Source organism: Xanthomonas sp. CFBP 8152, assembly GCF_014199025.1.
Taxonomy (GTDB): Bacteria; Pseudomonadota; Gammaproteobacteria; order Xanthomonadales; family Xanthomonadaceae; genus Xanthomonas; species Xanthomonas arboricola_B.
The window spans coordinates 1201110-1227104 of record NZ_JACHNO010000001.1; the positions used below are offsets into that span (position 1 = coordinate 1201110).

Genomic DNA, 25995 nt, shown 5'->3' on the forward strand with positions numbered 1-25995 from the left:
CATGCCGTCATGAAATGCCGACTTATCGCTACCGGCGAGCGCGCACCGGCCTGGGTGGCGCAGGGCTTTGCCGAATACCAGAAACGTCTCTCGCACTGGATGCCGCTGGAGCTGGTCGAGATCGAACCCGGCCTGCGCGGCAAGGGCCGCGATGCACAACGGGCGATCGACGACGAGGGGCGCCGCGTGCTCGCCGCGCTGCCCAAGAACGCCTACGTGGTTGCGCTGGATATCCCGGGCCGCCCGCTCAGTTCGGAACAGCTGGCCCAGCGCATGGAGCACTGGCGCGGGCAGGGCCGCGATCTGGCGTTCCTGATCGGCGGCCCCGAAGGTCACGCCGCCGAGGTACTGAAAACCGCCAGCGAAAGCTGGTCGATCGGCCCGCTGACCCTGCCGCACATGCTGGTGCGCCTGATCGTCGCCGAACAGCTGTACCGCGCTGCGGCGATGCTGGCCAATCATCCGTATCACCGCGCGTAAGCGGCATCGCGACGGCAGTACTCCGCGCATAGCCGTTCGCTTTCGAGATGGGTATGTGCGCCAGTAGCCGGGCGCATCCTCAAGCCGATTCGCGAGACCGCACGTCGTCAGTGTGCACGCAAGGTGCGATGCAACGATGCGCCTGCAACAGCTGAAACCGTGGCCTCGCAGCAGCTGGCGGCGCGGCCCCAGACCATGCGGCGACCGGGCATCCGGGTCGCCGCAGGTGATGGCGCATCAGTTCAACGAAAAACTCACCGGCACCAGGCCGTAGGCCTGCACGGCCTGGCCGTTCTGCATCGCCGGCTGGAAGCGCCAGTTGCGCAGCACCTGGCTGCGTGCCGCCAGATCGAGCGCGCGATGACCGCTGCTGGTCTGCACGCTCACCTCGGCCGGGCGGCCATCGGTGCCGACCAACACGCGCAGCAGCACCGTGCCCTGCTGCCCGGCACGCAGGGCCGCCACCGGGTAACTCGGCGCCGGTGAACTCAGATACTGCAGCTGGCCTGCCTCGACCGGGCCGCTGGGTGCGGCAATTGCCGGCGCGCTGTCAGGCACCGCATCGGAGACCGCAGGTAAGGCAAGTGGTGCGCTGTCGACCACGGCCGGCTGACTGATCTCCGGGGTCCGCACCTGCACCGGCACCGTGGTCGGCGGTGTGTGCGTTGTCTGCGGCGTGAACTCCACCTTGATCGGAAATACCGGTGGCGGCGGCGTCGCGATGGTGATGGGCATGAGCCAGCGTTCTTTCGGGGCGGGCTGTTGCGGAATTGCCCGGTACGAGAGCGGTATCAACAACAACCCGCCGGCGAGTAGATGCAAGGCCACCGCCGTGCTCATCGCCAGAACGCGCGAGGTGTCGATGCCTGTGGATCGGGAAGAAACCTGCGATTGCGTGCGAACCATCATCCACCTCCTCAACGGAACTGCGGAAAGGACCAGCGCGACCCGGACGCACTACACCATCCGGTAGCGTAGGTTTACCGCGCGCTTTGCGCGGGCACAAGCGATTTCGAAGCGCTGGCGGTCGGCGGGTTGATGCGCCCCCGGCCGTATCGACCCGCACACATTCGGCGCGTCAGACTCCTGTAGGGAAGCGGGCAGGTGTCGTCGCAAGGCGCGGGAACAGAACTTTTGGCTTGCCCCATAAAAAAACTGCCCTCGAGGAGGGCAGTCTGGAAAGCAAACCGAACGCGATTGCGGTCAGGTCAGCGCCCCAATTCGAACGTCACCTCCAGGTTGATCGACAAGGTGCTTTCGCCCGGCGCGACCTGGGTGTCCATCTCGGCCTTGGCCGAGCGCATCGAGGCGGCCATCATCATCGGACGCACGCCGCCGCCGCTGCGGCCCTCGGAGATGCTGACGATGCGGCGCACCTTCAGGCCCAGCGACTTGGCGTAGGTGTCGGCGCGGGCCTGGGCCTTCTTCAGGGCGGCCACGCGGGCCTCGTCGTAGGCCGGTTCGGGCTGGTCGACCGAGAAGCTGGGGCCGTTGATATCGTTGGCGCCCTGCGCGACCAGCGCGTCCAGTACCTTGCCCAGGCGCGAGATGTCGCGGACCTTGAGGCTGACCGTGTTGCTGGCCTGGTAGCCGTTGATCCTGGGCGCTTCGTTTTCTTTGTAGGTGTACTGCGGGCTGAGGTTGATGCCGGTGGTCTGCACGTCCTTGTCGGCGATGCCGGCGGCCTTGATCGCGGCCATGACCTTGCTCATCTGTTCGGCATTCTGGCGCATGGCGGCGTTGCCGTCGGCGGCCTGGGTGACCACGCCGGCCGACAGCGTGGCGATGTCCGGTATGCGCTTGGCCTCCGCTTCGGCCGACACGTTGAGCAGGGTGCCGTCGTTAGGAATGGTGTAGCTCGGAGCGGTCTGGGCGTGGGCGGTCATGGCGGTTCCGGCAGCGATGGACAGGGCCAGCAACAACGGTGTGAGGGTGGTACGCATGAGATCTCCTTGTCTGTAGGGGAAGCGTGTTGCCGGTTCGATGAACATGTTGTGAGTCGAACGCGACCACTGTCGCCCGGATCGGCAAGCGGGCGGGGAGGAGCAACAGGTATGCTGGACGGATGCTCTATCTCGCCTCCCGGTCGCCGCGCCGACAAGAACTGCTGCAACGCTTGGATGTGCCTTTCCAGACCCTGCAACTGGACGTGCCCGAACTGCGCGCGGCCGACGAATCGCCTGCGCAGTACGTGCAGCGCGTCGCGCTGGACAAGGCGCGTGCCGGCCTGGCGCAGGTGCAGACCAGCGACCCCGATGCGATCGTGCTCGGCTCCGATACCGAAGTGGTGCTGGGCGAGCGGGTGTTCGGCAAGCCGGTCGATACGGACGATGCGATCGCCATGCTGAGCCTGCTGTCAGGACGTACCCACCAGGTGCTCACGGCAGTGGTTCTAGTCTGCGCGCAACGCGCTCCAGTGCAGACGCTGGTGGTGTCGGAGGTGACCTTCGCGACGCTCGATGCTGCGCAGATTGCCGCGTACGTGGCGTGCGGCGAGCCGATGGGCAAGGCCGGCGCGTATGCGATTCAAGGCCGCGCCGAACGTTTTATCAGCCATCTGTCCGGCAGCTATTCCGGCGTGATGGGATTGCCGCTGTTTCACACCTCGCAGTTGCTCACAGCCTTCGGAGCGCATTGATGTCGGAAGAGATCTTGGTCAACGTCACCCCGCGCGAAACCCGCGTCGCGGTGATCGAGAACGGCATGCTGCAGGAGCTGCATATCGAGCGCGGCTGGCGCCGGGGCGTGGTCGGCAATATCTACAAGGGCAAGGTGCAGCGGGTGATGCCGGGCATGCAGGCGGCATTTGTCGAGCTGGGTCTGGAGCGCGCGGCGTTCCTGCACGCCAACGACGTGGTGCGCCCGGTGCCGGCACCGGCCAGCGTGGTCGATACCGAGGAGACCCCGATCCCGCCGCCGCCGGCGGCGGCGGTGCCGATCGTGGAGCTGCTGCGCGACGGCCAGGAGATCGTGGTGCAGGTGGTCAAGGACCCGATCGGCACCAAGGGCGCGCGGCTGACCACGCAGATCAGCATTCCTTCGCGCTACCTGGTGCTGCTGCCGCAATCCAAGATCGTCGGGGTGTCAGCGCGGATCGAGGACGAGGCCGAGCGGCTGCGCCTGAAGACCATCGTCAGCGAGGTCTCGGCCCAGCACGGCGGCTTCGGCTACATCATCCGCACCAACGCCGAAGGCCAGCCGGCCGAGGCGCTGGCCGAGGACATCGCCTACCTGTCGCGGGTCTGGAACGTGGTCGAGCGGCGCGGCCGCGAGGCGCCGCCGTGCAGCATCATCTACGAGGACCTGAGCCTGCCGTTGCGTGCGGTGCGCGATCTGATCCGCCGCGACGTGGAAAAGGTCAAGGTCGACTCCAACGAGACCTTCGTGCAGCTGCAGGCGTTCGTGGCCAAGTACATGCCGGTGCTGGCCGAGCGGCTGGAGCTGTATACCGGCGACCGGCCGATCTTCGACCTGTATGGGGTCGAGGACGAGATCGGGCGCGCGTTGAACAAGCAGGTGCCGCTCAAGTCCGGCGGCTACCTGGTGATCGACCAGACCGAGGCGATGACCACCATCGACGTCAACACCGGTTCGTTCGTCGGCCAGCGCAACCTCGAGGAAACCGTGTTCCGCACCAACCTGGAGGCCGCGCAGGCGGTGGCGCGGCAGCTGCGGCTGCGCAACCTGGGCGGCATCATCATCATCGACTTCATCGACATGGACGACGCCGAGCATCGCCGCCAGGTGCTGCGCACGCTGGAAAAGGCGCTGGCGCGCGACCATGCCAAGACCACCGTCTACGAATTCTCGCCGCTGGGCCTGGTCGAGATGACCCGCAAGCGCACCGTCGAAAGCCTGGAGCGGCAGCTGTCGGAGACCTGCGGCCAGTGCAGCGGGCGCGGCACCATCAAGACCGCCGAGACGGTGACCTACGAGATCTTCCGCGAGATCACCCGCGCGGTGCGCCAGTTCGATGCCGCGCGGCTGCTGGTGATTGCCTCGTCGAAGGTCGTCGCCCGCATCACCGACGAGGAGTCGGCCGCGGTGGCCGAGCTGGAGGAATTCCTCGGCAAGAGCATCCGCTTCCAGTCCGACGACCAGTATCTGCAGGAGCAGTTCGATGTGGTGCTGCTGTGAGGCGGGGAATGGAGAGTCGGGAATCGGGAATTGGGGTGGAGCAGAAAGCGCTCTGCGGGGTGCCGGTGACATCTTTAGAATGGCGGCGCGCGCGGATGGATGATCGTGCGCGCGGCGCGGTTCGTGCTCCTGCGATTCCCTATTCCCCATTCACCATTCCCCGCCGTTAATGCCCACCCCGCTGCGCCGCCGTCTCCGTCTGTTTCGCCGCTATGCGATCACCGCCACTGCGCTTGCGCTGGTGGCGATCGCGTTGCTGGTGGGTGCGGCCAGCCAGGCGTTGCCGTTGGCCGAGCAGCGGCCGCAGCAGATCGCCGCGTGGCTGAGCCAGCGCGCCGGCCAGCCGATCGCCTTCGATCGCCTGCAGACCGAATGGACCCGGCGCGGCCCGTTGCTGCGGCTGGATGGCCTGCGGATCGGCCCGCATGGCGAGGTGCGCGTGGGCCAGGCCGAAATCCTGCTGGCGATGTATGCCGGCCTGTTGCCCGGCCACTCGCTGACCGAGGTGCGTCTGCGTGGCCTGGCGCTGACGCTGCAACGTAGCGACGATGGCGCGTGGTCGGTGCAGGGCCTGCCGGCCGGGCGGCGTTCGGACCCGTTGGAAGCGCTGCGCCGGCTCGGCGAGATCCAGGTGGCCGAGGCGCGCCTGCGGGTGGCCGCGCCGTCGCTCGGCGTGGACACCACACTGCCGCGCATCGACCTGCGCCTGCGCGTCAACGGCTCGACCGTGAAGGTCGGCAGCCGCGCGTGGATCGACCTGCAGCGCGCGCCGTTGACCACGGTGATCGCGTTCGATCGCGACAGCGGCGACGGCAGCGCCTATGCGCAAGCCGACCCGGCCGATCTGGCCGCCTGGGCGCCGTTGCTGCAGTTCGGCGGCATACGCGTGGACGGCGGTGGCGGACGCCTGCAGGCCTGGGCGCAACTGCGCGCGCGCCGGATCACTGCAGTCGTCGTGGATGCCGATCTGCGGCAACTGCGATTGTCCGGCGCGGCATTGCCCCAGCAGACCGCACGCCGCACGCTGGCGTGGGAGCGGCTGCAGGCGCGCGCGCGCTGGCAGGCCATCGACGGCGGCTGGCGGATGGATGCGCCGCTGTTGCGGTTGGGCCAGGCGGCCAGGCTGCAGCGGCTGGACGGGCTGAGCGTTGCCGGCGGGCGCCGTTATGCGGTGGTGGGCAAACACCTCGATGTCTCGGGCCTGATCGCGGCGGCCGCCTTGAGCGAGCAACTATCGCCCGGCCTGCGGCGCTGGCTGAGCCTGTCCCGGCCGCAGGTGCGCCTGGCCGATCTGCAGATCGCCGGCGAGCAGGGTGGGGCGGTGCGGGCGCAGGGCCGGATCGAGGAGCTGGGCTTCCTGCCGGTGGGCAACGCGCCTGGCATCAGCGGTCTGCGTGGCCGGATCGATGGCGATGCGCAGGCGATTCAGCTCTACCCCGCACCGGATGCCACGCTGCGCTTCGATTGGCCGACCGGCTTTGGGGTGGTACACGAGTTGCAGCTGGCCGGCAGCATCGTGGGCTGGCGCGACGGTGCCGGCTGGCAGGTCGCCACGCCGGCGTTGCGCGTGCAGGCCAGGGACTACGGCGCCAGCGTGCGCGGCGGGCTGTGGTTCCAGAACGATGGCAGCCGCCCGCGCATCCAGCTGGCCACGCAACTGGACGATGTCGCCCTGCCGGTGGCGCGCAAGTTCTGGATCCGCTCCAAGATGAGCAAGGCGGCCATCGACTGGCTGGACACGGCAGTTGCCGGTGGCGTGATCACCGGCGGCACCGGCCTGGTCAGCGGCGATCTGGACGACTGGCCGTTCGACAACAACGACGGCCGGTTCGAGGCCTTCGGCCAGATCCGCGACGGCGTGATCCCGTTCAATCCGGACTGGCCGGCAATGGAGCAGGTGCGGGCCGATCTGCGCTTCATCGGCAACGGATTTTCCCTGCAGGGCAAGGGCGAACTGGCCGGCGCGCCGATCGCGTCCCTGGAGGCCGGCATTCCCAGTTTCGCCGCCTCCGAGCTCTACGTGCGCGCCTCCACCCGGGCCGACGCCGCGCAGCTGCTGGGCATGCTGCGCAAGAGCCCGCTGGAGCAGCGCTACGGCGACACCTTGCGCAATCTCACCGTGTCCGGCCCGGCAGCGGTGAGCTTCGATCTGCTGCGCCCGTTACGCAGCAAGGGCGTGGGCGGCCATCTGCAAGGCACGGTCGCATTGCAGGGCGCCAGGCTGGCCGATACGCGCTGGAACCTGGCCTTCGATCAGGTCAACGGGCAGGCCCAGTACCGCGAGACCGGCTTTGCCGCCGAACGCCTGAGCGTGCAGCACCAGGGCCGCAGCGGCGAGTTGTCGTTGCGCGCCGGTGGCTTCGTGCAGGACCCCGAACAGGCCTTCGAGGCGCGCTTCGGCGCCACCCTGGATGCCAAGGAATTGTTCGATCGCGCGCCGCAGATGGAATGGTTGCGCCCCTACGTGCATGGCAGCGCACCGTGGCAGGTGGGCGTGGACGTGCCGCTGCCGTCGCCGGGGCGGGCGGACGCGCAGGCATTGCTGACGCTGCGCTCGCAGCTGGTCGGCACCACCCTGGATCTGCCCGCACCGTTGGACAAGGCGGCCACGCAGCCGCTGGACACGCAGGTCAAGGTGGCCTTGCCGGTGGGCGATGGCGACATCGACGTGGCCTTCGGCAAGCTGGTCGCGCTCAAGGCCAGCAGCCACGGCAACCAGACCGGCGTGCGCGTGGTGATGGGCACCGACACGGTCACCGAGCGTCCGCCCGCCAACGGCCTGGTGGTCACCGGCCGCACCGCCTCGCTAGATGCGATCGACTGGATCAGCCTGGCGCGCGGCAGCAGCGAGCCGGACATGCCGCCGCTGCCGGGCCAGCCAGCAGCACCCAAGCAGGACGCCGTGCCATTGCAGCAGGTGGATGTGCAGGCCGACCGGTTGCTGATGATCGGCGGCGTGTTCCCGCAGACGCGCCTGCGCCTGCGGCCGACCCGCGACGCGGTCGCGGTGACCCTGGACGGCCCGTCGCTGGCCGGCCAGCTCAGCGTGCCCAATGCCGATGGCGCCGCCGTGCAGGGCAAGCTGAGCACGGTGCACTGGCAGCCGGTGGCCGCAGCGGCCGAGCCGGCCACACCCGAGCCGGGCGATCCGCTGGCTGGTGCCTTGCCGGAACCGGCGCGCCGCGCGGTGGCCGAGTTCGACCCGGTCTCGATCCCGCCCCTGTCGCTGGATATCGACGACCTGCAGGTCGGCAAGATGACCCTGGGCGCGGCCACCCTGCGCAGCAGCCGGCTGACCGACGGCATGCAGGTGGACCAGCTGCAGCTGCGCTCCAACGACCAGAACATCGGCCTGACCGGCGCCTGGCGCGGCAAGGGCGATTCCGCCAGCACCCGGCTGTCGGCACGGGTGGACAGCCGCAATCTCGGCAACCTGCTGCAGAACCTCACCCTGGGCGGCCAGCTGCGCGGCGGCGAAGGCCAGCTGGAACTCAACGCCGGCTGGCAGGGCTCGCCGACCGGGTTTGCGCTCGGTTCGCTGGACGGCGATCTGAAGATCGACGTGCGCAACGGCCAGCTGCTGGAAGTGGACCCTGGCGCCGGTCGCGTGCTCGGCCTGCTCAGCGTGGCGCAGTTGCCGCGCCGGTTGATGTTCGACTTCCGCGATTTCTTCTCCAAGGGGCTGGCCTTCAACAAGCTGGACGGCCAGGTGCGCTTCGGCGACGGCTTCGCGCGCACCGATGCGATCCGCATCGAAGGCCCGGCAGCCGACATCGCCATCCGGGGGCAGACCGACCTGCGTGCGCAGACCTTCGACCAGACCGTGGACGTCAACCCCAAGGCCGGCAATCTGCTCACGGTGGTCGGCGCCGTGGCCGGCGGCCCGGTCGGTGCGGCGGTGGGCGCGGCCGCCAATGCGGTGCTCGGCAAACCGCTGGGGGCGATCGGCGCCAAGACCTATCACGTCACCGGGCCGTGGAAGGATCCGCAGGTGGACGTGGTGGAGCGCGAGGTGCGCGAGCGCGCGCCGGGCAAGCCGCCTGCAGCAGGCACGCCAACGGCAACTCCAGGCACGCCCGGTCGGTCGCCACGCTGACGCGCCCGATTGCGGGCGCGCTGGCGAGCGTCGGTGCTGGTCGTCGCGGGCGCTCAGGTCTTACCGCAAGTCGATCGAACGCGGCACGCGCGCCAGCCGGCAAGCTGCGCGCACTGATGCACTCAGTCGACTGAACTGTCGCCGTCGCTGTCGGCGCGTACGAACATCGGCAGACGCAGGCGCGAACGGTGGCCCTGCACCGGCGCCTGATCGGCACCGGCAACGCCACGGAAATAGCCGCGTTGCCATTTCTCGCGCGCGGCGGCCGATTGCGCATCCGGCAGTTCCTGCAGAAACTGCGTGCGGCTGCGCGTCCAGTCGGCATGCTGTTGCGCCAGTTGCGGCGCCTCGGACAAGGGCTTCCACTGCGGCTGCACCTGTTCGATCAGGTGTCGCGGCAGCGGGAACAGATGGCAGAACGGCTCGCCGGCCGCGAATCGCACCTTCCCGGGCCGGGTGAACTTCCAGTTCATGGTGAAGGTGTACGGGCTCCAGTCGGTTTCGACCATGCCGCTCAGCGCGCCGATGCCGTCCTTGGGCCGGTTCAAGGGCGCGGTGACGAACAGATCCATGCCGGTATCGGTGCGAAACAGGCAGGGCACATGGAAGGTCAGCACGCCGTAGCCGAAGTGACTGATTGCCGGTGACGCGGCGCCGGCATCGGCATCGATCCGGATCGCATCCAGGCCGTCGCGCCCGTCCCAGCTGGCTTCGAAACCGGCCTGGCACAACAGCTCCCAGCCATGCGCATTGGCGATCGCCAGCGGCAGGCAGCGGTACGCATAACGCTGGTCGGTGGCGTCCATCCAGTCGCGCTCGTGCGGGGCGGGGCGGATGTCCAGCGTATGGCCATCCAGGACGTGGGCAGTGAGCTTCATGCGCGGGCGTCGGCGTGGCGATGGGCCTGCGATGATAGCCGTGCCGCATGTTCAGCCGAACGACTTGTCTCCCCGGCGCGCGGGCCCCATCCTGACCGCATGACCGATAACGCTCTCACTCTGGCCGAAACCCGGCTGCTGCTTCCTTCCGGCCTGGACACCGGCCATCTCGACCGCACCTTCGGCGCCCTGCTGGGCCCGGGCATCGACTTCGGCGACCTGTATTTCCAGCATTCGCGGCGCGAGAGCTGGAGCGTGGAAGACGGCATCGTCAAGGACGGTGCGCATTCCATCGAACAAGGCGTGGGCGTGCGCGCGATTGCCGGCGAGAAGACCGGCTTCGCCTATTCCGACGACATCCAGCGCGACGCCTTGCTGGAGGCGGCGCAGTCCGCGCGCGCGATCTCGCGCGAGGGCGGCGCGCAATCCACCCGTTCGCTGGTGCGCGGTAACGGCCGCGCGCTGTACCCGGCGACCGACCCGATCGACGACATGGACAGCGCGACCAAGGTCGAGTTGTTGCGCCGTATCGATCAGTACGTGCGCGCTGCCGACCCGCGCGTCAAGCAGGTGATGGTGAGCCTGTCCGGCGGTGTGGACACGGTACTGATCGCGCGCAGCGACGGCGTGCTCGCCGCCGACGTGCGCCCGCTGGTGCGCCTGAACGTGCAGGTGATCGTCGAGCAGGACGGGCGGCGCGAGTCCGGTTACTCCGGCGGCGGCGGCCGTTACGGCTATGCCGAACTGTTCGCCGATGGTCGCCCGGAAGGCTTCGCCCGCGAAGCGCTGCGTCAGGCGCTGGTTAACCTGGATGCGATTCCGGCACCGGCCGGCGTGATGCCGGTGGTGCTCGGCCCGGGCTGGCCCGGGGTGCTGCTCCACGAGGCGGTGGGGCATGGCCTGGAAGGCGACTTCAACCGCAAGGGCACCAGCGTCTACGCCGGCCGCATCGGCGAGCGCGTGGCATCAAAGGGCGTGACCATCGTCGATGACGGCACCCTGGATGGCCGTCGCGGCTCGCTCAATATCGACGACGAGGGCACACCCACCCAGTGCACCACGCTGATCGAAGACGGCGTCCTGGTCGGCTACATGCAGGACACCCACAACGCGCGCCTGATGGGCGTGGCGCCGACCGGCAACGGCCGGCGCGAATCGTTCGCGCACCTGACCATGCCGCGCATGACCAACACCTACATGCGCGCCGGCCAGCACGATCCGCAGGAAATGATCCGCTCGGTGAAAAAGGGCATCTACGCGGTCAACTTCGGCGGCGGCCAGGTCGACATCACCAGCGGCAAGTACGTGTTCTCGGCCACCGAGGCCTACCTGATCGAAGACGGCAAGGTCACCGCGCCGGTCAAGGGTGCCACATTGATCGGCAACGGCCCGGAGACCATGCAGAAGGTGCGCATGATCGGCAATGACCTGGCGCTGGATGAAGGCGTGGGCGTGTGCGGCAAGGACGGGCAGAGCGTGCCGGTCGGCGTCGGCCAGCCGTCGCTGCTGATCGACGGCATCACCGTTGGCGGAACGCAGGCCTGAGATGCGGGGATTTGGGAATTGGGATTCGGGAATCGCAACAGCGGGGACTGCGGGGTGTGGTGGGTTCCGCTTGGGTGGATCCGGGAGCCGGGATTCGGGGTTGGCAACGGCCGGGATGGCCGTTGCGGGGCTGGATGGATCGGGCGGAGCCTTATTCGTCGCCTTCCGACGCAGTTTCGTCGTCTTCCGATGCCGATTCCCCACTCTCCAATCCCTGCTCCTGAGACAACTCCCTCAATACCTGGAACAGCTCGCGGTAGGCGCGCGGCGGCTTGTTCTTGGCCCGCTCGTGGATGGCGTTGCGCACCAGTTGACGCAGTTGCTGGCGGTCGGCCGCCGGGTAGGCTTCCAGCAGCTCGGCCAGCGCCACGTCGCCTTCGGCGAGCAGGCGTTCGCGCCAGCGCTCGACGCGGTGGATCGCGGCCACTTCGCGGCGCGCGGTGTCGCTGTTGGCATCCAGCGCATCGCGGATCGCGGCCAGCGTCTGATCGTCCTCGCGGCGCATGTGCTTGGCCAGAAACGCCAGCTGGCGCTTGTGCGCGATATGCGAGGTGATGCGCTTGCTCTCTTCGATATGCGGGATCAGCGATTCTGGCACCGGCAACTTGGCCAGCTGCGCGGGGGTGAGCGCCACCAGCTTTTCGCCCAGGTCGAAAATTTCCAGCGCCTCGCGCCGCTGCTGGCTGCGGCTGGCGCCGCGAAATTCACCGGTATCTTCGTCGCGTCCGCGCATTGCCAATACATCCCAAAACAGACTGATTAAAAATTCTGGCCATGCCGGCCAGCTCTTGCGCAGGGACCCGCTATCAGGTCACTCGCACCATGAGACTAGGATAAAGCATTGAACGCACTCTCCTCCGAAACACGTGTCCACGACGACAGCCTGCAGCGCCTGGACGCGCTTACCGACATCGCGCAGCGCCTGCTCGAGCGCGCCCGTGCGGCCGGCGCCACCCAGGCCGAAGTGAGCTGCAGCGAGGAGCGCGGCCTGGACGTCAACGTGCGCCTGGGCGATGTGGAGACGGTGGAATCCACCCGCGACCGCGGCATTGCGGTCACCGTGTACTTCGGCAAGCGCAAGGGCAGCGCCAGCACCGCCGATCTGCAGGATTCCAGTCTGGAATCGACCGTCGCCCAGGCCTGCGCGATCGCCCGTTACACCGAGGACGACGTCGCTGCCGGCCTGGCCGACCCGGAGCTGATGGCGCGCGACTTCCCCGAGCTGGACAGCTGGCACCCGTGGGCGTTGGACGCCGACACCGCGGTGGATCTGGCGCTGGCCTGCGAGAGCGCCGGGCGCGATGCCGATGCGCGCATCAGCAACTCCGACGGCGCCTCGGCCAGCACCGGGCTCAGCCTGTCGGTGTATGCCAACTCGCATGGTTTCATCGGTCGCGAGCGCGGCACCCATCATTCGATCAGCTGCGCGCTGATCGCCGGCCAGGGCGACGGCATGCAGCGCGATGGCTGGTACAGCAGTGCCCTCGCACGCGAAGACCTGGAGGCCCCGGAAGCGATCGGCCGCCACGCCGCCGAACGCACCCTGGCGCGGCTGCAGCCACGCTCGCTGCCGACCGGCCAGCTGCCGGTGCTGTTCGCACCGGAGGTGGCGCGCTCGCTGGTCGGGCATCTGCTCGGCGCGGTCTCCGGCGGTGCGCTGTATCGCCGCGCCAGTTTTCTGCTCGACAGTGTCGGCAGCAAACTGTTCCCGGACTGGTTCAATATCGAAGAACTGCCGCATCTGCGGCGCGGACTGCGTTCGGCCGCGTTCGACGGCGAAGGCGTGGCGACGCGGCGTTCGGCACTGATCAGCGACGGCGTGCTGCAGCGTTACGTGTTGGGCAGCTACTCGGCGCGCAAGCTGGGCCTGCAGACCACCGCCAACGTCGGCGGCGTGCACAACCTGCAGGTCAGCGCAAATGCCGGCGACCTGGCTTCGCTGGTTGCCGGCATGTCGCGCGGCCTGCTGGTCACCGAGCTGATGGGCAATGGCGTCAATCCGGTGACCGGCGATTATTCGCGTGGCGCCGGTGGCTTCTGGATCGAGAACGGCATGATCGCCTATCCGGTCGACGGGCTGACCATCGCCGGCAATCTGCGCGAGATGTTCGCCGGCATCGAGGCGGTCGGTAACGATGTCGATCCGCGCTCGCACGTCAAGATCGGCTCGGTGCTGCTCAACCGCATGACGGTGGCAGGCGACAGCTGAGCGCAGCTGGCCGGGCTGCCGCGCCCGCCACCCGGCGCGCGCGCATCTTGCCGCTCTGCCTGGCGGCAGTGGCCGTGCGCCGCCGAGACCATGTCTTCCCGCACTGGTGGCTGGCTGAATCGTTGCTATAGTCCGCCGCACCACAACCATGCATGGGGAGAGATGATGAGCGAATTCGAGTCACACGCCGTACCGCCACCGCCGCCGATCGGGACCAGTACGCCGTCGGAGGAGCGCACCCTGGCGCTGGCCGCGCACCTGCTCGGCATCCTCACGTCGTTCATCGGCGCGCTGGTGATCTGGCTGATCAGCAAGGACGCCAGCCCGTCCAAGCCGTTCGCCACCGATCAGGCCAAGGAAGCGTTGAATTTCCAGATCACCGTGATCATTGCCTATGTGGCTGCGGTGATCCTGACCATCGTGTCGTTCGGCATCCTGTTCTTCGTGCCGACGCTGGTGTGGATCGCCAATCTGGTGCTGTGCATCGTGGCCGCGGTCAAGGCCAACAACGGCGAACACTACCGTTATCCGTTCACGCTGCGCCTGATCAAGTAATCCGGCGCGATGCGAACGACGAAGGCCCGGCAACGATGCCGGGCCTTTGTCGTTTCAGGCGATGGCGCGATCAGTTCTGCGCCGGGGTGTTCTCGGCGAAGTACTCGTGGCTGTCGGCGTTGGTGATCGCCTGGGCCGGGTTGCTGATCGCCAGGCTGCGCGCGCCGGACTGGCCGTAGACACGGTCCTGAGTGCCGGCGACGACCGTGAAGTGGCTGGTCTCGTGCACCAGCGTTCCGGCCTTGGAGTCGGTGCCGGTTGTCGACGCACTCCAGAACGCATTGCAGACATGGATCTCGTACGGCTGGTTTGGATAGACGTAGGCGAAGGAGTCCGCCAGATCCGCTTCGCAGCTGCAGTTGATCGTCAGCTGGCCGTTGTTCTGGTCCAGTGCGTTGTCGATGTTGACGAAGTTCGAGCTGACCCGGCTGTAGCGCGAGGCGTTGTAGGCGCCGAACCAGGTGGTGTAGCGCGCGCCGGTGCTGCCGGCATTGAGGTAGTTGCGCGCGTTCTGCGAGTAATTACGCGCGGCGGTGACGGCGCTGGCGGCCTGATTGGTGCGGGTGGTGCTGCAGTTGAGGTAGTTGATGCCATTAACCACGGCGGTCGGACCGATTGCGAGCTGGCGCTGCACGCCGCGACGCGCGCCGTCCAGCCAGACGGTGAGCGGCGTGCTGGTGGCCACGGCCGGCTGGCCGTTGGCCGCCTTCATCAGACTGCCGTCGGACAGCGAGGCGTATTGCAGCGACGAACGGACCTGGATGGTGTAGTTGCCACTGGTCGACAGATCGTAGGCGCCGGCCAGATCGACCTCTCCCTTGACGCTCTGGCCGGGCTTTAGGATGGTGAAGTCTGCCGCCTTGGGCAGGCCGCGCTTGACCAGGCGTCCGGTGTAGGTCACCGGCACGCCATCGCGGCTCACTTCCAGGATGCCGTTATCCAGCGTCTGCAGCGGCAGCTGATAGGTCGGCACGCGGGCGATCTGGCTGCCGTTGTTGGTGACGGTCACCGCGATCTTGCCCTGGTGTCGCCCGGCCTGATCGGCGACCGGCGCCAGTTCGATGGTCAACGGGACCGGGCCGCGCACGGACTGTGCCTGCGCCGAACCGAGCACGCCGACAACGGCCAGCGTGCCTGCTGCAAACGATGCGAGAAAAACGTTCTTCACCAGTGACTCTCCATGTGGTCGGGGGATGTCCGCGGACGCGGGCAGGTCAACCTAGGCAGAGCGAGCAGACGCAACAAGAGAATCGATTGATGCTGTTTTTGGCCTGCCGGTGGTCGCTCAATGACAAATGCGGACACCGATGGCGACAACTCGGCAGAAAAATGTGAATTCTTCCACGCTTTTTGATTAATCCATGTAAATCTTCCTGTGAAAAATGTATGGGAAGAAAATTTACGTTCTGTGACACAGCGCAGTGCTTGCAGGGCGGTGCGCCATCACCGCACCGTGCGCTGGCGCACGGTGTGCGCAAGAAGCGGCGCGATCGTCTGATCGATGCAGGTGTCGAAGTGCGCGACAGAATGCAGTGCGAGTCCGCCGCGAGCGCGGGAGATGCGGTGGCCAAGCCATCGATTGCCTGAAAACCCTGGTCGTCGTCGTGGCCGCAGGCCGCTGGCGAATCGTCGGCCGGTCTGTGGTGCTTGCGCGGGCAGGGCGCTGCCTTCGCGTCGGTCACCTGTTGGTCGGCTGGCCGTCGCGCTGATCGACCACGCGCGGACGGCGCTGCTCATGCCGGCCGGTGACTGCCCGTGCGGCGATGTCTTCACCTAATCTGGCACCAGGCATCGGCACGAGGGGCACGGCGCGGCGGCACGGTAGCTCGAACGAACGCGGCGCCCTAGTGCGCGCGGTCCACCGCAAACCGGCCCAGTGTCGCCAGCGTGTCGCCGGGCGGGCCGTAGGGCTGCAGGATGTCGTGCATGCGTGTGGCCAGTTCGGCCAGTTTGGCTTTGGCGCCGTCCATTCCGAGCAGGGCGGGATAGGTGGATTTGGCTTGTGCGGCGTCCTTGCCGACGGTCTTGCCCAGCTGCGCCGAGCTCGACTCCACATCCAGGATGTCGTCGCGGACCTGGAACGCCAGGCCCAGGGCATCGGCAAACGCATCCAGGCGCTGCTGATCGTCGGCTGCGGCTGCGCCGGCGAGCGCGCCCATGCGCACTGCGGCACGGATCAGCGCGCCGGTCTTGAGGGCGTGCATGCGCTCGAGATCGGGCAGCGATTGCAACCGGCCGGTGGCGTCGATATCCAGCGCCTGGCCGCCGCACATGCCGGCAGCGCCTGCGGCGGTGGCCAGACTCTGCAGCCAGCCGACCCGCAGCTCCGCACTGGCGGGGGCCGCAGCCAGCAGCTCGAAGGCGCGCGTCTGCAGCGCGTCGCCGGCCAGGATCGCGGTGGCTTCGTCGAAGGCGATATGCACGGTGGGCTGGCCGCGACGCAAGGCATCGTCGTCCATTGCCGGCAAGTCGTCGTGCACCAGCGAATAGGCGTGGATCAGCTCCACCGCCACCGCTGGCGTGTCCAGGCTGTCCTCGTCGGCGCCGAACAGCGCGCCAGCCGCATACACCAGCAGCGGACGCATGCGCTTGCCGCCGCCCAGCACTGCGTGCCGCATCGCGGCGTGCAGTCGCTGCGGTGCAAGCAAGGGGCTTGGCAGACAGGCCTCCAGGCTGCGTTCGGTGCGGCCGATCCAGTGTTCGAACAACGCCGAACTCACCTCAGCCGCCGTCCTGCGACGGCGCCTGGAAGTCTTCGGCCAGATCGGGGCGCGCGGGGTCGGTCAGCATGCGCACGCGCAGTTCGGCCTGTTCCAGTGCCTGCTGGCAGTCGCGGTACAGGCCGATGCCGCGCTCGTAGGCGGTGAGCGATTGCTCCAGGCTCTGGTCGCCGACTTCCATCTTCTGCACCAGTTGCTCGAGTTCTTCCAGCGACTGTTCGAAGCGGGCGACCGGGGAGGTTTCATTCAAGGATTTTTTGACCATCGTCAAAGTGTGCGGCGCGCAGGCAGGCGGGTCAATTCGCATTGGCGTGGTCGCGCCACTGCAAGGACGCGCCATGTGCGCGCAGCCAGTCGCTCAATGCCGCCGAGACGATGTGGTCGCCGGCTGCCAGCACCTGGTCGCCGGCCCACAGGACCGGCAGGCGCGCACGTTGCCAGGGCGGTAGATCCAGCGCCTGCAGCAGGTGCTTGAGCCGATGCGCATGCGCGCGTTGCGGCAACACGATGCGTTCGCCACCCCGGCGTGCGCGCACCATCAGCGGTTGCGCGAAGCGCAGGCCGGGTGCGCCTTGCAACTGCAGGCATGCGCCGTCCGGCAGCGGCAGCGGGGTGGCGCCATCCCAGCTGGTCTGCCATGACGCCGGCCACGCGGTATGCGAACGCAGCAGGTACAGGCACTGGCGCCAGCGCCGCACCTGCACCTGTTGCCAGGCAAAGCAGGCCTGCCGATCCGGCGCGTCGTCGTCGATTTCCCGCTCCAAGGCGGCAATGCCGTGCGCAGGCAGCGGCGGCGCCTGCGCTGCAGCCACCCAGGCGCGCAGCAGCCGCGGCCGACGTGTTGCCGGCTGCGCACGCAACACTTGCAGATCCAGTGCGCCGGCGGCGGTCAGCAGGCCGGGCAGTAGTGCGGAGTCTTCCTGCAGCAGCAGGTCGCTGGCATCGGCGCTCAGCTGCGCGCTGCGCGCCAGTGCCTCGGCGGCCTGCGGCCAACGCTGCTGCAGTACGGGCATCAGCCGGGTACGCAGGAAGTTGCGGTCGTGGCGGGCGTCGGCATTGCTGGGGTCTTCAATCCACTGCAGGCGATGTGCCTGCGCATACGCCTGCACCTCGGCGCGCGCATGCGCCAGCAAGGGACGCCACAGCATGCCGGCGGCGAAAGGACGCTGCGCGCGCATCGCGGCCAAGCCGTCCGGGCCGGAAGCGCGCAGTGCGCGCAGCAGGAAGGTTTCGGCCTGATCGTCGCGGTGGTGCGCCAGCGCCAGCCATTCGCCCGGCGCCAGTGCGGCGGCAAACGCGGCGTGGCGTGCGTGGCGTGCCGCCGCTTCCAGCCCCAGGCCGCTGTCGCGCGCGACCTGCACGTGCGCGACCTGCAATGGAACTCGCAGGGCATCGCACTGGTGCTGGCAATGTGCGGCCCAGGCGTCGGCATCGGCATGCAGGCCATGATGCACATGCACCGCACGCAGCCCCGTTTCGCGGTAACGCGGTGTCGCTGCCAGCAGATGCAGCAAGACGCTCGAATCCACGCCGCCGCTGTAGGCGACCAGCACCGGGGCGGGCGGCGGTGCGGGTTGCGGCAATCCGGTCATCGCCGCAGCGAGCTTGCTGCGACGCTGCATCCGGACGCGGGCGGCGAGGTATGACTCGCCGTCGCCGCCACTCGCGCTCCGCGCAGCCGGCCCATCAGCGCTTGGCCGCAGTCTCGAACGTTGCCGACTGCGGCAACTCCACCGGGACGCCGGCGCTGTCGCAGGTGCCGGCCTTGCACAGGCGCTCGCGCAGGCGCGGGGTGGCCTGGACGATGACGTGGTAGATCACGTTCTCTTCCAGCGTGCCGCGGAAGGCCGCGCTGCCCGGGCCGGTGGCCCAGATGCCGACGTCTTCGCCGCCATGGCTTTCGGACTTGGTCGGCACCAGCGATTCCTGCATGTAGCTGGGCGCCTCGGTGTCGACATGGGTCAGGTCCGGGCGCCCGGCGGCCGGCTCGTTGCTGCTGGGCTCGTGCGGGTACTTCTTGGGGCCGGCCGGCTGCGCGTTGCTGGCGCCGGTGTAGCCGGGGCCGTTGGCGTAGCTCAGCGTGGTGTAGGGCTGGCCGGCCAGGTCGGTGGCCAGTTGGCTGCGGTCGCCTTCCTCGCCGCCGGTACCGCGCACCTTGCCCAGGATCGGGTTGCCGCGCACCGGGTAGCCGACGAAGTTGAGCGTATGCGAATGGTCGGCGGTAACGATGATCAGCGTGTCCGGCGGCGCGGTCTGCACCGCGGTGCGCACCGCGTTGGACAGCGACACGGTTTCGTCGAGCGCACGGTAGGCATTGCCGGCGTGGTTGGCGTGATCGATACGGCCGCCTTCGACCATCAGCACGAAGCCGTTCGGGTCGCGCGACAGCGACTGGATCGCGGTGCGGGTCATCTCGGTCAGGCTGGGCTCGCCTTGCGGGGTGCGATTGCGGTCGTGATCGAACTGCATGTGATCCGGCTCGAACAGGCCCAGCAGCGCGGGCGCGCCGGCGGCCGCTTTCAGCTGTTGTTCGTTCCAGACATAGGCGCCCTGCGGGTGCGCCTGCTTCCACTCGGCGACCAGATCGCGGCCGTCCAGGCGCAGGCCGACCTTGTCGTCGTATTCCGGATCGCGCTCCTGCACGGTCTGGAACTGGCTGCGTCCGCCGCCCAGCACCACCTGCGGGCCACGCCCGAAGCGCGCGCTGGACAGCAGTTGCTGGGCGATGTCCTGGCAGCCGGCAGTGCGGGCGGACTCGGGCAGGTCGGTATCGTTTTCCCAGTTGCGGTCCGGCGAATGCGCATAGGTCGCCGCCGGGGTGGCGTGGGTCAGGCGGGTGGTGGTGACGATGCCGGTGGCCATGCCGGCACTGTCGGCCAGCTGCAGCCAGCTCAGCAGGCCCTTGCCCAGGCTGTCGGCGCAGTCGCTGCGGTTGCCGCTGCTGACGCCGATCGCGCCCATATGCGACTTCACCCCGGTGGTGATCGCGGTCATGGTGCCGGCCGAATCCGGCGTCTGCGAATCGGTGTTGTAGGTCTTGCTGAAAGCGGTGGCGGGGAACTGCTCCCACGACAGCAGGTTCTCTTCGCCCGGCCCGCCCTTGCGCTGGCCATCCAGGATGCGCGCTGCCGCGACCGTGGTCAGGCTCATGCCGTCGCCCAGGAACAGGATCACGTTGCGCGCGCGCCCGGCCATTGCGCCGTTGCCGGCTGCGCGCGCTGCACCAGAGCGGTACCACCATTGCGGCGTCTCGCCGGCGGGATGCGTCACCTGCGGCACCTCCACGCGCACGGCGGCGGGCGCGGATGCGCCGGTGCCGGCGCTGGACGCGCAGGCGGCGATACACAGGGTGGTCAGGGCGGCGAGGGCAGGCAGGCGGTAACGCATCGGCATCGAACTCGTGACTGAATCAGTGCGCATTATGCCGGGATGCCTGGTGTCACACGGATGACACGCCGCTGTTCCAGTCGTGACCTCGCCGGCGGCGCGGGCCTGGGCTATGGTGCATGCACTCTCCCCCCCCCGGATGATTCGACGCATGACATTGGTCTCGGCCTGGTTGCGCATTCCGTTCTGGCAACGCGTGGTGGCCGGCTTCGTGCTCGGCGCGCTGGCCGGCTGGGCCATGGGCCCGGCGGCCGATGTGTGGTTCGGCCCACTCGGCGATCTGTACGTCACCCTGATCAAGATGATCGCGATCCCGCTGGTGTTCTTTGCGGTGATCAATGCGATCTCCTCGCTGCACGGGCAAAAATCCGTCGCCGCGCTCGGTGGGCGCACCTTCCTGTGGTTCGTCATCACTGCCGCGCTGGCGGTGGGCGTAGGCCTGGCGGTGGGCACGTTGATGCAACCCGGCGCCGGGCATTTCAGCCTGAGCGTGGATTCGGCCTGGAAACCGCGCGATGTGCCCAGCCCGATCAAGGTGCTGCTGGACGTGGTGCCCTCCAACCCGTTCTACGCACTGACCGGTATCGGCACCAAGACCAATGCGGCCGGCGAAACGGTGCTGGCGGCCGGGCGCGGGTCGATCCTGCCGGTGATCTTCTTCGCCGCGCTGCTGGGCTTTGCGATGGTCAAGCTCGGCGAGCGCGTGGCCGAAGCACGCAAGCTCACCGCACAGTTGAGCGACATCATGATCCAGGTCACCCGCTTCGTGCTGGAGATGACCCCGCTCGGCACCTTCGGGCTGATCGCCAGCCTGGTCGGCAGCTATGGTTTCGAGAAACTGCTGCCGTTCGGCAACTTCGTGCTGGCGCTGTATGTGGCCTGCACGATCCATATCGTGGTGGTCTACAGCAGCCTGTTGTTGCTGCATGGATTGAATCCGTGGAAGTTCTTCCGCGGCGCGGCGCCGGGCATGCAGGTGGCATTCGTCAGTTCATCGAGCTTTGCCGCGATGCCGGTGGCGATGCGTTCGATCACGCATAACCTGGGCGTCAGCAAGGACTACGCCGCGTTTGCGGTGCCGCTGGGTGCCAGCATCAAGATGGATGGCTGCGGTGCGATCTTCCCGGCCCTGTGCGCGGTGTTCATCGCGCAGTACACCGGCGTACCGCTGACCGCCAACCAGTACTTCGTGGTGCTGATCGCCTCGGTGCTCGGCAGCTTCGGCACGGCCGGCGTGCCCGGCACTGCGGTGATCATGGCCACGGTAGTGCTGAGTGCGGCCAATCTGCCGCTTGAAGTGATCGGTTATCTATATGCGATCGACCGCATCCTCGACATGATGCGCACCATGACCAACGTGACCGGGCAGATGCTGGTGCCGGTGCTGGTGGCCAAGGAAACCGGCCTGCTCGACAAGGCGGTCTACGAGTCGGCATCGACCAATGTGGGGCTGGAAGATCCGTTGACCGATCGCGCGCCGACGCAGCGCTGACCGCCACCGATGCGCGTTGGATTTCCAACGCTGTGCAATCGCCTGCAGTAGCTGTCTGAGTTGCACAGCGTCGAGGGCATGTTGGTGCGGCGGTCGTTGGCCGACGACCCGTTCGAGCAGACCGCTTTGCGGTGCAGCGACTGGTCGACCAGCAACGCCGGGAGCGCGCCTGCGGCGGATGCTGAAGTGCGGCAACCGCACTTTCCCATGTTGTGTCTACGCAGGCGGGAAACACTGGAGGCGCCAGGTCCCCGCTTGACGCATCGGCGCTGATGGACGATGCGCCAAGGCATTGCCGTTGTGCGCACTGGTAGTCCACCCGCATGGCACACTGCCCGCCCATCTATTGACGAGGGCGGGCGGTGATTGGCAAACAGCGTGATCTGACGTTTCGTTTTCTGGCCGAGCCCAGCGACGTCAACTTCGGCGGCAAGGTGCACGGCGGGGTGGTGATGAAGTGGATCGATCAGGTCGGCTTTGCCGCGGCAAGCGGCTGGAGCGGGCATTACTGCGTTACCGTGGCGGTGGGCGGCATTCGCTTCGTGGCGCCGGTACGGATCGGCGATCTGGTCGCAGTGTCCGCCAAGCTGGTCTACACCGGCCGCACCAGCATGCACTTTGCCATCGATGTGCGGGCGCGTAGCCCGATGGGCGGCGACTCGCGGTTATGCACGCATTGCATCATCGTGTTCGTGGCGATGGACCCGGACGGCATCACCCCGGTGGCAGTGCCCTCCTGGCAGCCGGACACGCCGGAAGACCAGCGCCTGGCCGAATACGCGCTCAAGGTGATGGAGCTGAGCAAGGGCATCGAGGACACCATGGAGCATTACCAGGCCGCTGCTGCACGCTGACCGTGGGGCAACGCGCGCGGCATGCGTACGCGATCCAGAGGCGTGCGCGGTGGCGGCAGGGAGCTTCGGCGCAAAGACTGCCCACAACGCAAAAGGCCGCGGAATCTCCGCGGCCTTTCTGTCATGCAGTGGGTCAGATGCTCAGGTCAAAGCACCCGACGCGCCTGGATGAACTTCTCGCTCCAGTAGCCGCTGGCCAGCGAATCCACCCGCACGTCCTTGCCGCGGCTGGGAGCGTGCAGGAACTTGCCATCGCCGACTACCAGACCCACATGGTCGATGCGGCCACGCCTGCCGAAGAACACCAGGTCGCCTGCCTTGAGCGCGTTGGGGTCCTTGATCAGTTCTGCAGACTCGTCGCGTGCGATGTCGCGCGACACACGCGGCAGGTCGATGCCCAGGGCGGTCTTGAACACATAGCCGACCAGGCCGCTGCAGTCGAAACCTTCGGTGGACTCGCCGCCCCAGACGTACGGGGTGCCGAGCAGGGCCATGGCGCGTTGCAGGATCACCTGGACACGGCTGTCGGCGACGGCGTTCTGGGCAGCGTTGGCCGCGCTCTGGGAAACGTCGTAATTGGCCAGCAGGCGGCTGAGGTCACCGGCGAACATTGCCGAGCGGTCCATCAGCGGAATGGCGTCGTTGGCGGCCAGGTGCGGAAGCAGGGCGGCCAGTGTTGCGGTGGCAGCGGCGTCGGCGCGGCTGCGGGTTGCGGCTTTCTCGGCGGCGACGGCGCTGTCTGGCGTGGTCGTCTGCGGAGCGGATGGGGTGCCGTTGGCGGTCTGGGCCAGGGCGGGTAGGGCTGCGAGCCAAAGGGCAGTGGCGCATAGCAGGCGGAGCGGTTTCCGGGGCGGAAGCGGTGCGGCGCCAGTGTTGATCTGTTCGTCGTTCGTCACGCGGGAATCACAATTCTGCTGTCGATGCGGGATGATGCCCTGGTGAAAGAATCGTTACGTTCAAAAAAGGTTAAATTTCCGTTTTATGAAACGTGACGTGGATCGCATATCAGGGCAAAACCCGCTTTGAGCCTGAATAATGGTCACGCCAGTAGGCGCCATCCAGGAAATCCAACCGGACGGTACCGCCGGTGTTGGGCGCATGCACGAAGCGGCCCTCACCGACATAAATGCCGACATGGGTCACGTTGCCGCTGGAGCCGAAAAACACCAGATCGCCAGTGGTCAACGTCTCCGGCGGGATGCGCGGGCCCTGCACCGCAGCTAGTTCACGCGAGGTGCGTGGCAGCGACAGCGCCAGCACATCTTTGTAGACATAGGTGACCAGCCCGCTGCAGTCGAAGCCGGTTTCCGGTGTGTTGCCGCCGAAGCGGTACGGCGTGCCGACCAGGCCCAGCGCTCGCATCAGGATGTTGTTGGCGGCGGCCGGGTTGGACGGCGGCACCTGCGGCCAGACGCGCGGTGCCGGTGGCGGGGCAGCTGCGGGTCGACGGACCGGCGCCTGTGCGCAACCGCCCAGCAGCACGACCAGTCCCAACAACGAACTGGCCGCGGCGCGGCGGGCGCGGACGGCGAAAACTGGCGTGATATGCATGGAGCCGGGATAATGGGCGGTCGAAAGGTCGCCATGATGGCGGCGCACCCGGCGGCCGACAAGCCGTCCTCCACCGTCTGCCACCGGGCAGCCTATTCAGAGCCAGGCATGAAGATCGAAAAAGACAGCGTCGTCCGCTTCCACTACACCGTTTCCGAGCTCGGCCAGGAACCGATCGAGAGCTCCAAGGAGCGTGACCCGTTGGCGATCATGATCGGCCACGGCAACATCATTCCGGGCCTGGAAGCGGCCATGATGGACAAGCAGGCCGGCGACAGCTTCGGTGTGGACGTCAAGGCCACTGAAGCGTACGGCGAATATCGCGAAGGCCTGAGCCAGCGCGTGCCCAAGAAGCACTTTGGTGCCACCAAGCTGGTACCGGGCACCCAGGTAGTACTGCAGACCAACTTCGGCCCGCGCGCAGTGACGGTGCAGAAGGTCGGCATGAGCGTGGTCGACGTCGATCTCAACCACCCGATGGCCGGCAAGGACCTGCACTTCGATGTGGAGATCATCGAGGTGCGTGAAGCCACCCAGGAAGAGCGCGACCACGGACATGTACATGGCGAAGGCGGCCATCACCACTGAGCGCAGCCGTCGCGCTGTCTGCGTGGTGTGCAGACCGATGCAGGTAATCCGCAAGATGGGCATGCACCGCGCGGTGATGCCGGGTTGCAGGTGCCGATCGTGCCGGTCTGACCAGCGTTCGCCGGATGCGTTTCTGCGGCCCGCCATCCCGGCGGGCCGTTTGCATGTTGCGCGCCGCGATTGCCGCGCCGCGCTGTCCGGGCCGAGATGACCCCGCGCAATCCTTTGCTGCCCATTGCAATGAGCGAGCGCATCGCGGTGCTGGATGTGCTGCGCGGTTTTGCGCTGCTGGGCATCCTGCTGATGAACATCGAAGCCTTCGTCGGTCCGCTCGATCTGGCGATCACCGGCGTCGAGCCGCATTGGCACGGTGCCGACCGGGTCGCCGATGCGCTGGTGTACCTGTTGGTGCAGGGCAAGTTCTACACGCTGTTCTCGTTGCTGTTCGGCATGGGGTTTGCGGTGATGGCGCAGCGTGCCGCGCAGGCCGGGCGCGGGTTTTTCGGCATCTATCTGCGTCGCACCGTCGGGCTGCTGGCGATCGGGCTGGCACATGCGCTGCTGCTGTGGTCTGGCGATATTCTGGTGACCTACGCGTTGCTGGCCTTGTTGTTGCTGGCCACACGCTCGGTGCCGACGGTGACGCTGCCGTGGCTTGCCGCGCTGATCTACTGTTGCGCGCCCGCGTTGATGCTGCTGTATGGCGTCGCAGGCACCTTGATGCAGCTCGATCCGGCGGCTGCCGTGGAATGGAAGGCTGCGGTGGCCGATGCAGCACAACAGGCGGGGGCGAACGTGCAGGCGCAGCGCGCTGCCTTCGGCAGCGGCAGCTATGTGCAGGCCACGCTGCAGCGCTGGCACGACCTGCGGCAGGCGATGACCGGGCTGAGCATCAATGGCCCGGCGATGCTCGGCATGTTCCTGCTGGGCAGCTGGTTTGTGCGCAGTGGCGCGATCGCCGCGCCGGAGCGCTTTCCGCGCCTGTTTCGGGCCCTGCGCTACGGCGTGCTGCCGCTCGGGCTGGGCGTGATGGGGGTGAGTTACGCGCTGGAGCCGTGGATCGATCCGGCGCGCCTGGATCTGCGTTTGTCGGGTGCATTCGCGTTGTCACTGATTGCCGGCCCGCTGATGAGCCTGGGCTATGCGGCGTGGGTGGTGCGCCTGGCACCGCGCCTGGCATGGCTTGCGCCTGCCGGACGCATGGCGCTGACCAACTACCTGATGCAGTCGTTGCTGTGCACGTGGATCTTCTATGGTTACGGGCTGGGCTACTTCGAGCAACTGCCGCGCGTATGGCAGCTGCCGTTCGCGCTGGCGCTGTTTGCGCTGCAGGTGGTGCTGAGCCGGTTGTGGCTGCGCTTGTTCCGCTTCGGGCCGATGGAATGGCTATGGCGCAGCGTGACCTATCTGCGCGTGCCGCCGATGCGTCGCAGCAGCGGGCAAGTGGGGTAGTGCGCGCACGAGTGCCCGGTGGCGGTCATCGCACCGGTCCGTGGTCGCCAC

General features: G+C 67.6%; 22 protein-coding genes and 1 pseudogene. 12 read left to right on the top strand and 11 right to left on the bottom strand.

Annotated features, from left to right (window positions below; translation table 11 throughout):
• Nucleotides 1-9 precede the first annotated feature (9 nt).
• Complete coding sequence (gene rlmH / locus FHT09_RS05040; protein ID WP_016903756.1) at nt 10-480, top strand: 23S rRNA (pseudouridine(1915)-N(3))-methyltransferase RlmH; 471 nt, start codon at nt 10-12, stop codon at nt 478-480.
• 237 nt (nt 481-717) lie between these two features.
• Here rlmH and FHT09_RS05045 read toward each other — a convergent pair whose 3' ends face one another.
• A complete protein-coding gene (locus FHT09_RS05045; protein ID WP_258077207.1) occupies nt 718-1320 on the bottom strand; it encodes an energy transducer TonB in 603 nt (200 codons plus the stop codon).
• On the opposite strand from FHT09_RS05045, the gene FHT09_RS20190 reads away from it, so the two are divergent.
• Entirely contained in the window at nt 1214-1453 is a 240-nt protein-coding gene (locus FHT09_RS20190; RefSeq protein WP_258077208.1) for a hypothetical protein, read from the top strand. The genes FHT09_RS05045 and FHT09_RS20190 overlap by 107 nt on opposite strands.
• 235 nt (nt 1454-1688) lie before the next feature.
• Here FHT09_RS20190 and FHT09_RS05050 read toward each other — a convergent pair whose 3' ends face one another.
• Nucleotides 1689-2423: an SIMPL domain-containing protein gene (locus FHT09_RS05050; protein WP_104605989.1), complete on the bottom strand. Its 735-nt coding sequence runs from the start codon at nt 2421-2423 to the stop codon at nt 1689-1691.
• Between the two features lie 122 nt (nt 2424-2545).
• On the opposite strand from FHT09_RS05050, the gene FHT09_RS05055 reads away from it, so the two are divergent.
• From FHT09_RS05055 to FHT09_RS05065, 3 genes are all read left to right on the top strand, one after another.
• Nucleotides 2546-3118, top strand: a complete 573-nt coding sequence (locus FHT09_RS05055) for a Maf-like protein (RefSeq protein WP_104605990.1) — start codon at nt 2546-2548, stop codon at nt 3116-3118.
• Entirely contained in the window at nt 3118-4617 is a 1500-nt protein-coding gene (rng, locus tag FHT09_RS05060) for a ribonuclease G (RefSeq protein WP_104605991.1), read from the top strand. The genes FHT09_RS05055 and rng overlap by 1 nt, the downstream gene beginning before the upstream one ends.
• Nucleotides 4618-4786: 169 nt before the next feature.
• Nucleotides 4787-8713 carry a YhdP family protein gene (locus FHT09_RS05065; RefSeq protein ID WP_104605992.1) on the top strand — a complete coding sequence of 1309 codons (3927 nt, stop codon included), beginning with the start codon at nt 4787-4789 and terminating at the stop codon, nt 8711-8713.
• A gap of 122 nt (nt 8714-8835) precedes the next feature.
• Here FHT09_RS05065 and FHT09_RS05070 read toward each other — a convergent pair whose 3' ends face one another.
• Complete coding sequence (locus FHT09_RS05070; protein ID WP_104605993.1) at nt 8836-9591, bottom strand: DUF6065 family protein; 756 nt, start codon at nt 9589-9591, stop codon at nt 8836-8838.
• Between the two features lie 99 nt (nt 9592-9690).
• On the opposite strand from FHT09_RS05070, the gene tldD reads away from it, so the two are divergent.
• A complete protein-coding gene (gene tldD, locus FHT09_RS05075) occupies nt 9691-11136 on the top strand; it encodes a metalloprotease TldD (RefSeq protein WP_104605994.1) in 1446 nt (481 codons plus the stop codon).
• A gap of 151 nt (nt 11137-11287) precedes the next feature.
• On the opposite strand, the gene yjgA is transcribed toward tldD, so the two are convergent.
• Nucleotides 11288-11869 carry a ribosome biogenesis factor YjgA gene (yjgA, locus tag FHT09_RS05080; RefSeq protein ID WP_104605995.1) on the bottom strand — a complete coding sequence of 194 codons (582 nt, stop codon included), beginning with the start codon at nt 11867-11869 and terminating at the stop codon, nt 11288-11290.
• Between the two features lie 108 nt (nt 11870-11977).
• Here yjgA and pmbA point away from each other — a divergent pair, with 108 nt between their 5' ends.
• Together pmbA and FHT09_RS05090 are read left to right on the top strand one after the other, a co-directional pair.
• Nucleotides 11978-13345, top strand: a complete 1368-nt coding sequence (pmbA, locus tag FHT09_RS05085; RefSeq protein WP_104605996.1) for a metalloprotease PmbA — start codon at nt 11978-11980, stop codon at nt 13343-13345.
• A gap of 90 nt (nt 13346-13435) precedes the next feature.
• A complete protein-coding gene (locus FHT09_RS05090) occupies nt 13436-13900 on the top strand; it encodes a DUF4870 domain-containing protein (protein ID WP_181141296.1) in 465 nt (154 codons plus the stop codon).
• 70 nt (nt 13901-13970) lie between these two features.
• Here the strand turns inward: FHT09_RS05090 and FHT09_RS05095 are convergent, their stop codons facing one another.
• The 5 genes from FHT09_RS05095 to FHT09_RS05115 form a co-directional block, all read right to left on the bottom strand.
• Nucleotides 13971-15068: a M35 family metallo-endopeptidase gene (locus FHT09_RS05095; protein WP_104535816.1), complete on the bottom strand. Its 1098-nt coding sequence runs from the start codon at nt 15066-15068 to the stop codon at nt 13971-13973.
• A 676-nt stretch (nt 15069-15744) separates the two neighbouring features.
• Nucleotides 15745-16620: a polyprenyl synthetase family protein gene (locus tag FHT09_RS05100; protein WP_104605997.1), complete on the bottom strand. Its 876-nt coding sequence runs from the start codon at nt 16618-16620 to the stop codon at nt 15745-15747.
• Nucleotide 16621: 1 nt separating this feature from the next.
• Nucleotides 16622-16885, bottom strand: coding sequence for an exodeoxyribonuclease VII small subunit (locus tag FHT09_RS05105; protein ID WP_016903977.1), 264 nt, complete (start codon nt 16883-16885; stop codon nt 16622-16624).
• Between the two features lie 31 nt (nt 16886-16916).
• A complete protein-coding gene (tilS, locus tag FHT09_RS05110) occupies nt 16917-18212 on the bottom strand; it encodes a tRNA lysidine(34) synthetase TilS (RefSeq protein ID WP_104605998.1) in 1296 nt (431 codons plus the stop codon).
• Nucleotides 18213-18306: 94 nt separating this feature from the next.
• Nucleotides 18307-20013: an alkaline phosphatase gene (locus tag FHT09_RS05115; protein WP_166774497.1), complete on the bottom strand. Its 1707-nt coding sequence runs from the start codon at nt 20011-20013 to the stop codon at nt 18307-18309.
• A 145-nt stretch (nt 20014-20158) separates the two neighbouring features.
• Between FHT09_RS05115 and FHT09_RS05120 the strand changes: the two genes are divergently transcribed.
• Entirely contained in the window at nt 20159-21499 is a 1341-nt protein-coding gene (locus FHT09_RS05120) for a dicarboxylate/amino acid:cation symporter (RefSeq protein ID WP_104535812.1), read from the top strand.
• A 362-nt stretch (nt 21500-21861) separates the two neighbouring features.
• On the top strand, nt 21862-22353 hold the full coding sequence (locus FHT09_RS05125; protein ID WP_184416870.1) for an acyl-CoA thioesterase: 492 nt from the start codon (nt 21862-21864) through the stop codon (nt 22351-22353).
• Nucleotides 22354-22499: 146 nt separating this feature from the next.
• Here FHT09_RS05125 and FHT09_RS05130 read toward each other — a convergent pair whose 3' ends face one another.
• Together FHT09_RS05130 and FHT09_RS05135 are read right to left on the bottom strand one after the other, a co-directional pair.
• Nucleotides 22500-23186 carry a C40 family peptidase gene (locus tag FHT09_RS05130; RefSeq protein WP_308686135.1) on the bottom strand — a complete coding sequence of 229 codons (687 nt, stop codon included), beginning with the start codon at nt 23184-23186 and terminating at the stop codon, nt 22500-22502.
• Nucleotides 23187-23358: 172 nt separating this feature from the next.
• Nucleotides 23359-23966: pseudogene (locus FHT09_RS05135) on the bottom strand (C40 family peptidase).
• 46 nt (nt 23967-24012) lie between these two features.
• Here FHT09_RS05135 and FHT09_RS05140 point away from each other — a divergent pair.
• Together FHT09_RS05140 and FHT09_RS05145 are read left to right on the top strand one after the other, a co-directional pair.
• Complete coding sequence (locus FHT09_RS05140; RefSeq protein ID WP_104535809.1) at nt 24013-24492, top strand: peptidylprolyl isomerase; 480 nt, start codon at nt 24013-24015, stop codon at nt 24490-24492.
• Nucleotides 24493-24699: 207 nt separating this feature from the next.
• A complete protein-coding gene (locus FHT09_RS05145) occupies nt 24700-25944 on the top strand; it encodes a DUF418 domain-containing protein (protein WP_104606002.1) in 1245 nt (414 codons plus the stop codon).
• Nucleotides 25945-25995 lie beyond the last annotated feature (51 nt).